This is a genomic window from Pectobacterium aroidearum (genome assembly GCF_041228105.1).
Classification (GTDB): domain Bacteria; phylum Pseudomonadota; class Gammaproteobacteria; order Enterobacterales; family Enterobacteriaceae; genus Pectobacterium; species Pectobacterium aroidearum.
On sequence record NZ_CP166097.1, the window covers coordinates 2,974,442 to 2,987,754 of the forward strand.

Below are 13,313 nucleotides of genomic sequence, written 5' to 3' on the forward strand. Positions count from 1 at the left end.
TCATGTCGATCGTGATGGGAACACACGCATTATCTCCTTCAAAACTCGTCAGCGTATGACTGAAAACCCCATCAATGCAGACATCACGCCTGCCTTGATGGGGTCATGCAATCACGTGGATTAGCCGTTTTTCTGTGCTTCCAACTCTTCCCAACGTTCGAAACAGGCTTCCAGCGCGCTTTCCGCTTCCGCCAGAGCATTTAACACCTGCTGCGTCTCTTCGCGTGGGCGGCTAAAGAAACCCGTATCATTCATCTGCGCCTGCAGCGACGCAATGTCCTGTTCCAGTTGCTCAAGGCGTTGCGGCAACTGCTCTAATTCGCGCTGCTGGTTATAACTTAATTTCCCCGCGCTGCGTTTAGCGGACGGTGCGGTGCTCGCGGCCGTCGCTGACGTAGTTGCCGCTGGCGCACTCGTCGTTCTCAATGGCGTTGCCGTTGCCCGCTGCTGCTGTGCATCGTAATACCCACCGACGAAGCGGGAAATCTTGCCTTCACCTTCAAAGATCCAGCATTCGGTAACCGAATTATCAACAAACTGACGATCGTGGCTGACCAGCAGAACGGTTCCCTGATAACTTTCAATTAACTCTTCCAGCAATTCCAGCGTTTCCACGTCCAGATCGTTGGTCGGTTCATCAAGAATCAACAAGTTGCTAGGTTTGAGGAACAAACGCGCGAGCAACAGGCGGTTACGTTCCCCACCCGACAGCGCTTTTACTGGCGTCATCGCGCGTTTGGGATGGAACAAGAAGTCCTGCAAATAGCCTAACACATGGCGTGAACGGCCGTTGACCATCACTTCCTGTTTACCTTCCGCCAGATTGTCCATCACCGTACGTTCTGGATCGAGTTCGGCACGGTGCTGATCGAAATAGGCAACTTCCAGCTTCGTCCCGCAATGTACGCGGCCGCTGATCGGTTCCAGGTCACCCAGCATCAATTTTAGCAGCGTGGTTTTACCGCAGCCATTCGGTCCCACCAGCGCAATTTTGTCGCCGCGCTGTACCTGAGCGGAGAAATTGCGCGCCAGGACTTTCCTTTCGCCCTGAGGGCCCTGATCAACCAGATAGTTCACGTCTTCCAGCTCAAACACAATCTTGCCGGAGCGGGCGGCTTCTTCAACCTGCATTTTCGCCGAGCCCATCACTTCACGGCGCTGAGCACGTTCCTGACGCATAGCCTTCAGCGCACGTACACGGCCTTCGTTGCGGGTACGACGGGCTTTGATGCCCTGACGGATCCACACTTCTTCCTGTGCCAGCTTGCGATCGAACTCCGCATTTTGCAGATCTTCCACCCGCAGCGCTTCTTCTTTTCCTTCCAGATATTTATCGTAGTTGCCCGGCCAGGAAACCAGTTTGCCGCGGTCAAGATCGACAATGCGGGTTGCCATGTTGCGAATAAATGAACGGTCATGGGAGATAAAGATAATGCTGCCCTGGAACGTTTTCAGGAACGTCTCCAGCCAGTCAATCGTCTCAATATCCAGATGGTTGGTCGGTTCATCCAGCAGCAGAACTCGCGGTGAACTCACCAGCGCTCTGCCCAACGCAGCTTTACGCAGCCAGCCGCCAGAAAGCGACGCCAGTGGCGCATCGGCTGACAGACCAAGCTGTTCCAGCACTTCGTGAATGCGACTTTCCAGTTGCCACAGGCCCTGATGCTCCAGAACATCCTGCAACTTAGCCAACTGATTCAGGTTCTTTTCGCTTGGGTCGCTCTCTACCAGGCGCAGCATGGCATGGTAATCTTTCAGGTAACCCGCCTGCGCGGCCACCCCTTCGGCGACAAAATCAAAGACGCTACCAGCAACATCACGCGGAGGATCCTGTTGTAAACGCGCAACAATCAGATCCTGCTCATAGGTAATACGACCATCATCCAGCGGGATTTCTTTGGCCAGAATTTTTAGCAGGGTAGATTTGCCCGCGCCGTTACGTCCAACCAGACAAACGCGCTCATTCTCTTCGATATGGAGTTCGGTGTTATCCAACAGCGGCGCATCGCTGAACGACAGCCATGCACCTGAAACACTGATTAAAGACATCGGTTACTTTTCCTCACCGGCATGCGTCAGCAGCCAGCAGTTATGAATCTGACGATTACGAGCAAAATCTTGCGATTGGGTCTGCGCGGTAATTTCTTTGGCATTCAGCCCCAGCGCGGTCAGGCCGGCGCTATCCATCTGGAAACCGCGTTTATTATTCGAGAACATGATGGTGCCGCCACGACGCAGCAGGCGTTTGAGATCTTTCATCAGCGCCAGATGATCGCGCTGGACATCAAACGATTCTTCCATCCGTTTTGAGTTAGAGAAGGTCGGCGGATCGATGAAAATGACATCAAACTGCTCATTGGCGTTATGCAACCACGATAGGCAATCCGCTTGAATCAAACGATGCTGACGCCCGGTCAGGCCATTCACCCGCAGGTTTTTCTCTGCCCATTCCAGATAGGTACGCGACATATCAACGGTCGTCGTTGAACGTGCGCCGCCCAATCCGGCGTGTACACTTGCCGTGCCGGTGTAAGCAAACAGGTTGAGAAAATCTTTGCCACGGCTCATCTCACCCAGCATTTTTCGGGCAATACGGTGGTCGAGGAACAAACCGGTATCCAGGTAGTCAGTCAGATTGACCCACAGCTTGGCGCCAAACTCTTCCATCAAAAGGAAGTCGCCTTTCTGTGCCAGTTTTTCATACTGGTTTTTGCCTTTCTGGCGTTCACGTGTTTTTAGCACCAGGCGGTTCGACGGTAATTCCAGCACGCTCAGCGTCGCGTTAATCACATCAAACAGGCGCTGACGGGCCTTCTGGGCATCAACAGTTTTCGGTGGCGCATACTCTTGTACGACCACCCAACTGCCGTAGCGATCGACCGCTACATTATATTCAGGCAGATCGGCATCATAGAGGCGATAGCATTCAATCCCCTGCTGCTTTGCCCATTTATCCAGCTTACGCAGGTTCTTACGCAGGCGGTTGGCAAAGTCTTCCGCGATTTGTCCTGCGGATTCGCTCTGCGTTTCTGCCAGTTGATAATTTTTCTGTACGCAGTCCAACGGACCGTTTTTCGCTTTGAATTGGCGTTCAGCACGCAGTTGCAGACAGCTCAACAGCTCCGGCGATGCGCTGAACAGCGAGAGCTGCCAGCCGCCAAAGTCGCTTTTCATCTTACGGCCCAGCATATTATGCAGAGCGATCAATGCAGGCTCACTTTCCAGACGCTCACCGTAAGGCGGGTTGCTGATGACCGTCCCTTTCGGACCTTCCGGCAGCGGGTTTTGCAGCTGTGCCGCATCTTTGACGCCGAAAGAAATCAATTCGGCCACGCCTGCACGACGCGCATTGGCTTTGGCGATATCAATCACCCGACGGTCATTATCCGATCCGAAGAAGCGTGACGTGGTTGCCTGCAACCCTTGACGGGCGCGCAGCTGTGCTTCCGCCGTCACTTCGCGCCACAGTTCGGCATCGTGTTTTAACCAGGCGTTAAACCCCCAGTGCGTACGATGCAAACCGGGGGCGCGATCGGCAGCCATCATCGCCGCTTCGATCAGCAACGTACCGGAACCACACATCGGATCGACCAGTGGTGTGCCGTTTTGCCAGCCGGAGCGTAAAACAATCGCCGCCGCCAGATTTTCTTTTAGCGGCGCCAGCCCCGCCAGATCGCGGTAGCCGCGCTGGTGCAAGCCCTCGCCGCTTAAATCCAGCGACACGCTGGCCGTGTCACGCTGTAAAAAGACATTAACGCGAATATCCGGCTGCTGCTTCGCTACGTCCGGACGCTGTCCGGTTTTGCGCGTGAAGCTATCAACAATCGCATCTTTAACTTTTAATGCACCGTACTGACTGTTGCGGATATCTTCATTCGTGCCGGTAAAATGCACGGCAAAGGTTTTATCGATGCTGAAGATCGTTGACCAGTCAATCGCCTGCACGCCCAGATACAAATCCAGATCGCTATGTACCTTGAATTCATTCAGCGGCAGCAGAATGCGCGACGCCAGACGGCTCCACAGCAGGCTCCGGTACAGCAGGCGGTTGTCCCCCTCAAAATGGACACCACCCTGCACCACCGTACAGGACTGCGCGCCCAATGATTCGAGTTCGCTTTTCAATAACTCTTCCAATCCCCGCGCCGTGCTGGCAAACAAAGCATTCATGTCGTCACTATCACCAAAATATGTAAAAAAAAGAAATTGAGGCGCATTATAGCTAATCCCAGACGCTTGTCATAAAGTTGCCGTTTTACTTTGGCAAGGAACAGGTTAGTGATTGGCGTAACGCGGCTTTATATTCATCCGGTAAAATCGATGCGGGGGCTACAGCTGTCCCACGCGATGGCGTCTGTCAGCGGTTTGGCGAACGATCGTGCCTTCATGATTACCGAACTTGATGGAACATTTATTACCGCTCGCCAGTATCCACAAATGGTGCTGTTTACACCGGCGTTGCTGCCGGACGGGCTGTTTATTGCTGCACCTGATGGTCAAACTGCCACGATACGCTTTGCCGATTTCACCGCAGCACCTCAGCCGACGGAAGTCTGGGGCACGCACTTTACGGCGCTCGTCGCCCCCGATGCCATCAACACATGGCTAAGCCACTATTTTCAGCGCGCCGTCCAACTTCGCTGGGTGGGCAATGAACCGTCGCGGCGGGTTAAGCATTATCCAGACGTTCCCCTGTCATTTGCTGACGGCTATCCGTTTTTGTTAATCAATGACGCGTCATTTCAGGCACTGCGTCAGCGCTGTTCCGCCGGCATTAAGATCGAACAGTTTCGCCCCAATCTGGTGGTGACGGGTGCAGACGCTTTTGCCGAAGATAGTTGGAAAACCATCCGTATTGGCGAGATTATTTTTGACGTCGTCAAACCTTGTAGCCGCTGCATTTTCACCACAGTCAGCATTGAACGCGGTCGTAAGCACCCATCAGGAGAACCGCTGGCAACGCTGCAATCGTTCCGCACGGCCGAAAACGGCGACGTTGATTTTGGGCAAAATCTGGTCGCCAGAAATACGGGTATCATTCGCGTAGGCGATACGCTGGAAGTTTTAGCGACCAAGCCGCCGCGTCCTTACGGTTCCGGTCAGGTGGTCGAAAGCCTTGCTGTTCCCGAAAAAAGCGAACAGGCCGTCACCATCCACTATCAGGGAAAAGCGTTACAAGGGAACAATCAGCAGATTTTACTGGAACAGTTGGAGCAACAGGGCATTCGAGTCCCCTACTCTTGTCGGGCAGGACTGTGCGGTTGCTGTAAATTGACGTTAGTCAGCGGGGAAGTTTCTGCTCTGAAGCAAAGCGCTATCAGAGGAAACGGCGAGATTCTTAGCTGTAGCTGTATTCCACAGAGTGACCTTCATTTGCAATAGCCAAAGAAAATCCAGCGGATATGCAGCTTGAAGTACGACGGGTATAGCCGAGGACCTAGACGACCTTGGCATACTCAAATGCCGATGTGCCTTCGCCTAATCCGGTTTCCCACTCAGTGCTATTTTGAATAGCGGCAGGCATTAACCTGTCATGCATGATTTTTATGGCATCACCCAGCACCATCGTCTTCCCATTTAATGACAGCTGTTCTTGCGCCAGCAAGCAGAGGCAGGCTTTATCCCCCGCTTCCGCCACCAGAAAACAAGCCGTTTCATGGGTCTCAGTGAGTTGCACCTGCACAATATCCCCCGCCTGCGGCAAATGGGTCACGGCATCCGGCTGTTGGATGAAATGCCAGCTTTTCGGCATTAATGGCTTGAGGAATCGAGTGGCCACCAGCGCGTTTAAAACTAATTCGCCTTGAAGATCGCGATGCAGCGCTGCTTTCTGACATTTGTCGTTATAAGTAAAAAATAACGCGGCGTCGTCAACGCAAAAGGCACATTCATTGAAAGCATCCGGCGTTAACATTTTAGAGGGAAAACGAGAACGGAATAACATGCCATTAGCCAAATCCAACATCAGGCGGTCGTGTTCGGTATCAAAATACCAGCGCCAGTTATCGTCAGGTTTTAACTTCATATTATTTACCCTTCGTCTTCACAGTAGAAATATCAGAAATGGCTGATTGTTTTTTCTTACATCGCAATAATCGGTCATCGTCATAAACGCTGCGGTAAGAAGGTCAGACATCAGTTGATAGATTATTTACGCAAACGGATAAAATATAGACTAGCTGGGGGGATAAATAAACCCCCAGCTAAAAATGAAAGGAATTTCGGATTAAATATGTGTAACGATATCTTTAATCAGACGAGGACCATGGAAAATAAAGCCCGAATATATCTGCACCAGCGATGCGCCAGCCGCCATTTTTTCGCGTGCGGCGACCAAAGAATCAATTCCACCGACGCCAATAATCGGTAAACGCCCTGCTAATTCCTGTGACAAACGGCGGATAATCTCCGTGCTGCTTGTCTGCAACGGACGTCCACTTAATCCTCCCGTCTGCCCGCAGTGGTTTAATCCCTGAATCAGTTTTCTGTCGAGCGTGGTATTCGTGGCAATCACACCGTCGATGTTATGACGCACCAAACTATCGGCAATTTGGATCAATTCTTCTTCCGAAAGATCCGGCGCGATCTTTACCGCCACAGGGACATATTTTTGATGTCTCTCTTTTAATTCCGCCTGCTTGTTCTTTATCGCCAGCAAAAGATCGTCTAGCGCTTCACCATATTGCAGGCTGCGTAATCCCGGCGTATTGGGGGACGAAATATTGATCGCGATATAGCCAGCGTGAGCATAAACCTTATCCATACAGATCAAATAATCGTCTTTACCTTGCTCAACCGGCGTATCTTTATTCTTGCCGATGTTGATCCCTAATACACCGCCAAAGCGTGTTTTCTTTACATTCTCGACCAGATAATCTACGCCCTTATTATTGAATCCCATCCGGTTGATCAATCCTTCCGCTTCCACTACGCGGAATAATCTCGGTTTATCATTACCGGATTGTGGGCGCGGCGTGACCGTCCCCACTTCAATAAAACCAAATCCCATTGCGCCTAATGCATCAATACATTCGCCGTCTTTATCTAATCCCGCCGCCAGACCGAGTGGGTTTTTAAAAGATAACCCCATGCAGGTAACTGGTTTAGTTGGAACAGATTGACGGACGAAAAATTCAAAAGGCGTGTTGGTAATACGACGTAATTGTTGGAAGGTCAGCTCATGCGCACGCTCTGGATCGAGCTGAAACAGGGCTTTTTTGATAACGGGATAGAACATATTGTCTCCTGAGATCCCTATCGCAAAGGTATCTTGCCTACGCTGAAAGTAAGCAATCGTGGATTACGGTTTAACTCACGGGCGGTGATGGTAATTCCATCTTTGCGGAAAGTAAAACGTTTGCGGGACGTGGAAATCGTGATGTGGAAATAATCGCCACACGCGGCAGGATACCGCGTGTGGCTGTGCTAATCGGCGTGACAGGATTAGTCTTGCAGTGCCTTGCTGATCTTCTCGAACAGATCGCCAGACAGATTTTCCAACGTCTTCAGTTGCTCCAACGCCTGACGCATTTGCGCCTGGCGTTTAGCATCATAGCGTTTCAGGCGGATCAACGGTTCGATCATCCGTGCCGCGACCTGCGGATTGCGAGTGTTCAGATCGCTCAGAATTTCCGTCAGGAAACGATAGCCGCTACCGTCTTCGGCATGGAAAGCCGATGGATTAGCGGCCGCAAACGCCCCCACCAGCGAACGCAGGCGGTTAGGGTTGTTCAGACTGAATGAACGGTGTTGCAGCAGTTCACGCACGCGGGTCAGTACATCGGCTGCCGGGCTGGTGGCTTGCAGCACAAACCATTTATCCATGACCAAACCATCCTGATGCCAGCGGTTATCAAACTGCGTCAGCAGCTCATCACGCACTGGCAACTGCGCTTCAACTGCCGCCGACAGCGCCGCCAGCGAATCCGTCATGTTATCCGCCTGACGGAACTGCGCCTGCACCAGTTTATCCGCCTGCGCTTCATCGCTGAATGCCAGATAATGCAGGCAGACGTTGCGCAGCGCGCGTTTACCCATATCCGCATGTTCGATGCGATACTGTGGCGCCTGATTCGCGTGGTATACCGCCAGCCACTCATCCGCCATCTCTTTCGCCATCGTATGCGTCATGCTATCGCGTACGGCAGCGATCGCCGTCGGATCGATGATATCAAACAGCTCAGCAATCTCGTTTTCGCTCGGCAATGTCAGAATCTGAGAAGCCAGCATCGGATCCAGTTTGTCATCCAGCAACACGCCACGGAAAGCATCGACAACATGCATCGGCACGGAAAGCGGCTGCTTCTGCTGATAACGTGAAACGTTCAGACGGATATAGTTGGCCAATAGGCTCTGTGCCGCATCCCAACGAGAGAACGCATTGCTCGCATGACGCATCAGGAACGTCAGTTGTTCATCGCTCCAGGCATAGTTCAGTTTTACTGGCGCAGAAAACTCACGTAATAAAGAAGGAATCGGGCGGCAAGGTACCTGATCGAAAATGAACGTCTGTTCGGATTCGGTCACATTGAGTACCGACGCCAGTAGTTGGCCGTCTTTCTGTAACGGAATCACCTGCCCTTGCGGATCGTACAGTTCGATATCCAGCGGAATGTGCAGTGGCAATTTGGGTTGTTTGTCGGCACCGACTGGCGTCGTCTGGCTCACGCTCAGCAGATATTGTTGTGTCTGCGGATCGTAATCATCACGCACGGTCAGCACTGGCGTGCCAGACTGGCTATACCAACGACGGAACTGGGTAAGATCGACACCGGAAGCGTCCTCCATCGCCTGCACGAAATCATCACAGGTCGCCGCGCTGCCATCGTGACGTTCAAAATACAGACGAATGCCGGCCTGGAATCCCTCTTCACCTAATAAGGTGTGCATCATGCGGATCACTTCCGATCCCTTTTCATAGACCGTCAGCGTATAGAAGTTATTCATCTCGATCACCTGATCGGGACGAATCGGATGGGACATCGGGCTGGCATCTTCGGCAAACTGCGCACCGCGCATCACACGTACGTTATCGATACGGTTCACCGGGCGCGACCCCAGATCGGAGCTGAACTCCTGATCGCGGAACACCGTCAGCCCTTCTTTCAAGCTAAGCTGGAACCAGTCGCGGCAAGTCACGCGGTTACCCGTCCAGTTATGGAAATATTCATGGCCGATCACCGCTTCAATGTTCAGATAATCTTTATCCGTCGCGGTTTCAGCTTTGGCCAGCACGTATTTAGAGTTGAATACGTTCAGCCCTTTATTCTCCATCGCCCCCATATTGAAGAAATCAACGGCGACGATCATATAAATGTCGAGATCGTATTCCAGACCGAAACGTTCTTCGTCCCACTTCATCGCATTTTGCAGCGAGGTCATCGCCCAGCCAGCGCGATCGAGGTTGCCACGGTCAACATACAACTCCAGCGCAACATCACGGCCAGAACGTGTCGTGAAGCGATCCTGAAGGACATCAAAATCGCCGGCAACCAGCGCGAACAGATAAGCCGGTTTCGGGAACGGATCCTGCCATTCAATCCAATGGCGACCGCCTTCCAGCTCGCCTTGCGCGATACGGTTGCCGTTAGAGAGTAAATAAGGATAGCGTGCTTTATCGGCCGTAATGCGCGTGGTGAATTTTGCCAGCACATCCGGTCGGTCAAGATAGTAGGTAATGTGGCGGAAACCTTCGGCCTCACACTGTGTACAGAGTGCTTCGCCAGAGAGGTATAACCCTTCCAGCGCGCTATTAGCGGCAGGATTGATGTCCGTTTCGATGCTGAGCGTAAAACGCGCGGGCAATTGCGTCAGAATCAGGCCATCGTCCTGCTGCTGATAATGTGTCCACGGCTGTCCATCAACGTTCAGGCTAATCAGCGTTAACCCTTCACCATCCAGCTTCAACGGCGCGCCAGCGTCCCCCTGCAACACCACCTGACTAACGGCTTTTACCCGAGTTTTCTCGGCATGGAGATCGAAATCCAGTGCAATGTCGGTAATGGTGTAATCCGGTGCACGGTAGTCATGGCGATATTTTATTTGCGGCTGTTGATTCATATAAAGTTTCCACCTCGTCATAAGCATCAAAGATCAAGTCTAAGCCTGTTATCTTAATGTTACCACGACAAAATAATGAGGATAATCATCGCACCGTGGTTCGCTCCCGCACGTCTCGCTATGTTGTCGTAATGTAATAAGCAAATAATCAAGGTATACTGACCGGACATTGCTGATTGTCCCGATGGTGGATATGCATCTTACGAGGATGCTGTAACGCATTATGACTTTGCACACTTCCCCGATTCTACACTCATTGCTGGATACCGATGCCTACAAGCTGCACATGCAACAGGCGGTGTATCATCACTATTATGATGTTGACGTTGCGGCTGAATTTCGCTGTCGCGGTGATGAGTTATTAGGCGTTTACGCCGACGAAATAGCCCATCAGGTCGATCTGATGCGTTTCTTGTCACTCAATGACGATGAGTTCACCTATCTTTCTTCTCTGCCATTCTTCAAGCCGGATTATCTACACTGGCTGCGGGGCTTTCGTTTCAATCCCCAGCAGGTTTCGATCAAGAATAATGCGGGCAAGCTGGATATCCGTATCACCGGACCGTGGCGTGAAGTGATTTTGTGGGAAGTCCCTCTGTTGGCAGTGATCAGTGAAGTCGTGCATCGGCATCGTTCGCCCAACGTTACGGCTGAACAAGCGCTCGTTCAATTGTCAGTCTCACTGGAAAGCTTCCGCCAGTACAGCGCAGATGTGGATCTTAGCCAGTTCAAGCTAATGGACTTCGGCACACGCCGCCGTTTCTCTCGTGATGTCCAGCAGACGATTGTGACAGCGCTGCAAACTGACTTCCCTTACCTTATCGGCACCAGCAATTACGATCTGGCGCGCCGTTTGGATATCACGCCAGTCGGCACACAGGCGCACGAGTGGTTTCAGGCTCACCAGCAAATCAGTCCAACGTTGGCCAACAGCCAACGTGCCGCACTGCAAATGTGGCTGCGTGAATATCCCTCGCATTTAGGTATCGCATTGACCGACTGCATCACCATGGATGCCTTCCTGCGCGATTTCGATTTACCGTTCGCGGAAGCCTATCAGGGGCTGCGCCACGATTCCGGCGACCCGGTCGATTGGGGAGAGAAAGCCATTGCGCACTATCAGCGCCTGAATATCGATCCGATGAGTAAAACGCTGGTCTTCTCCGACAATCTGAATCTGGATAAAGCGCTAGCGCTGTACCGTCACTTTGGGCAGCGCGTGAATCTGGTGTTTGGCATCGGCACGCGACTGACGTGTGATATCCCCGGCGTGAAACCGCTGAATATCGTCATCAAACTGGTGGAATGCAACGGCAAGCCGGTGGCAAAGCTCTCCGATAGTCCAGGAAAAACCATCTGTCAGGATCAGAACTTTGTGTGTGAGTTACGCAAAGCGTTTGACTTACCCCGCGTGAAAAAGGCCAGTTGAGGCTTTCCTCTATAGCGGTTGACCAACTTTGCAGCAGATTCACTGTAATACGCGAAAACTTCGCGCCATTCCGGTGATTTCTGCTTGTGTCCTGTTGCATCGCAAGTAACATAGCAAATGGCTCGGATTGGGCCATTTGGCGTTTCAAACACGATATATTTCTTAAACACGATTAATTAAAGAGAGAATTTTATGAGCGTAGTGCCTGTAGTCGATGTACTGCAAGGCCGTGTCGCCGTTGACAGCGAAGTCACCGTGCGCGGCTGGGTACGTACCCGGAGAGATTCTAAAGCCGGTATCTCCTTTATCGCCGTTTATGACGGCTCCTGCTTTAATCCATTACAGGCTGTCGTTAATAATAATCTCTCCAATTATCAGGATGACGTGCTGCGTCTGACCACTGGTTGCTCCGTAGAAATCACCGGTAACGTCGTCGCTTCTCCGGGTGAAGGCCAGAGCTTCGAGCTGCAAGCAACCAACGTCAACGTCGTCGGCTGGGTTGACGATCCCGATACTTATCCGATGGCGGCAAAGCGTCACAGCATCGAATACCTGCGTGAAGTCGCCCACCTGCGTCCGCGCACCAACCTGATCGGCGCCGTTGCGCGCGTTCGTCATACGCTGGCGCAGGCCATTCACCGTTTCTTCCACGAGAACGGCTACTTCTGGGTATCTACCCCGCTGATTACCGCATCCGATACCGAAGGCGCGGGTGAAATGTTCCGCGTATCTACTCTCGATCTGGAAAACCTGCCGCGTACTGAACAAGGTAAAGTGGATTTCAGCGAAGACTTCTTCGGTAAAGAAGCGTTCCTGACCGTATCTGGTCAGTTGAATGGCGAAACCTACGCCTGTGCACTGTCCAACGTGTATACCTTTGGCCCTACGTTCCGTGCGGAAAACTCTAACACCAGCCGCCATCTGGCTGAGTTTTGGATGATCGAACCGGAAGTCGCGTTTGCCACATTGGATGACGTCGCGGGTCTGGCTGAGAACCTGCTGAAATATGTTTTCCAGGCCGTACTGAACGAGCGTGCCGATGATATGGCGTTTTTTGCCGAGCGCGTAGATAAAGAAGCCATCACGCGACTGGAAAAATTCGTCAGCTCCGATTTCGCCCAGGTGGATTACACCGATGCCGTCGAGATCCTGCTTAACTGTGGGAAGCAATTCGAGAACCCGGTTTATTGGGGCGTTGACCTCTCCTCCGAACATGAACGTTATCTGGCGGAACAACACTTCAAAGCACCGGTTGTCGTTAAAAACTACCCGAAAGACATCAAAGCCTTCTACATGCGTATGAATGACGACGGTAAGACTGTTGCCGCGATGGATGTTCTGGCGCCGGGAATCGGTGAAATCATCGGTGGCTCTCAGCGTGAAGAGCGTCTGGCAGAGTTGGATAGCCGTCTGGAAGAGATGGGACTGAATAAAGAAGACTACTGGTGGTATCGTGATTTACGTCGTTACGGCACCATTCCTCATTCCGGTTTCGGTTTAGGTTTTGAGCGCCTGATTGCCTATGTTACCGGTGTACAAAATGTGCGCGATGTGATTCCTTTCCCACGCACACCGAGAAACGCCAGTTTCTAAATAAAAATTTAATATAAGTAAAACAAATATGTAGAAAAGAAGAGTCGGGTTTCCCGGCTCTTTTTTTTTAATTTTTGTTATGTCTCACAAAGTTCCCTGAAATTTACATTTAGACACATATTATTTCCATTTGTTACTCGATTACGAAGTTTGTAGCATCTTTAGGGTGGATTAACTAGCGAGTGAATGGAAAACTGCGTTCAGACACAGGAAGACACCAAACTTTCAGGAA

8 protein-coding genes are annotated in these 13,313 nt (G+C 51.7%); 3 read left to right on the forward strand and 5 right to left on the reverse strand.

Annotated features, from left to right (window positions below):
- Positions 1-120: 120 nt before the first annotated feature.
- Positions 121-2,049 (reverse strand): ABC transporter ATP-binding protein, encoded by a 1,929-nt coding sequence (locus AB8809_RS13660; RefSeq protein ID WP_015840040.1) that lies wholly within the window; start codon positions 2,047-2,049, stop codon positions 121-123.
- Between the two features lie 3 nt (positions 2,050-2,052).
- A complete protein-coding gene (gene rlmKL, locus AB8809_RS13665; RefSeq protein WP_349856327.1) occupies positions 2,053-4,170 on the reverse strand; it encodes a bifunctional 23S rRNA (guanine(2069)-N(7))-methyltransferase RlmK/23S rRNA (guanine(2445)-N(2))-methyltransferase RlmL in 2,118 nt (705 codons plus the stop codon).
- A gap of 108 nt (positions 4,171-4,278) precedes the next feature.
- Here rlmKL and AB8809_RS13670 point away from each other — a divergent pair, with 108 nt between their 5' ends.
- Positions 4,279-5,382 carry a YcbX family protein gene (locus tag AB8809_RS13670; RefSeq protein WP_225181054.1) on the forward strand — a complete coding sequence of 368 codons (1,104 nt, stop codon included), beginning with the start codon at positions 4,279-4,281 and terminating at the stop codon, positions 5,380-5,382.
- A gap of 55 nt (positions 5,383-5,437) precedes the next feature.
- Here the strand turns inward: AB8809_RS13670 and AB8809_RS13675 are convergent, their stop codons facing one another.
- The 3 genes from AB8809_RS13675 to pepN form a co-directional block, all read right to left on the reverse strand.
- The gene (locus AB8809_RS13675; protein ID WP_182099620.1) at positions 5,438-6,025 is read right to left on the reverse strand and encodes a cell division protein ZapC; all 588 of its coding nucleotides are present in this window, start codon (positions 6,023-6,025) and stop codon (positions 5,438-5,440) included.
- A 201-nt stretch (positions 6,026-6,226) separates the two neighbouring features.
- Positions 6,227-7,237 (reverse strand): quinone-dependent dihydroorotate dehydrogenase, encoded by a 1,011-nt coding sequence (pyrD, locus tag AB8809_RS13680; RefSeq protein WP_349856328.1) that lies wholly within the window; start codon positions 7,235-7,237, stop codon positions 6,227-6,229.
- Positions 7,238-7,443: 206 nt separating this feature from the next.
- On the reverse strand, positions 7,444-10,059 hold the full coding sequence (pepN, locus tag AB8809_RS13685) for an aminopeptidase N (RefSeq protein WP_349856329.1): 2,616 nt from the start codon (positions 10,057-10,059) through the stop codon (positions 7,444-7,446).
- Between the two features lie 223 nt (positions 10,060-10,282).
- On the opposite strand from pepN, the gene pncB reads away from it, so the two are divergent.
- On the forward strand, positions 10,283-11,488 hold the full coding sequence (gene pncB, locus AB8809_RS13690) for a nicotinate phosphoribosyltransferase (protein ID WP_349856330.1): 1,206 nt from the start codon (positions 10,283-10,285) through the stop codon (positions 11,486-11,488).
- A gap of 192 nt (positions 11,489-11,680) precedes the next feature.
- Positions 11,681-13,081 (forward strand): asparagine--tRNA ligase, encoded by a 1,401-nt coding sequence (gene asnS / locus AB8809_RS13695; RefSeq protein WP_015840033.1) that lies wholly within the window; start codon positions 11,681-11,683, stop codon positions 13,079-13,081.
- Positions 13,082-13,313: the final 232 nt, after the last annotated feature.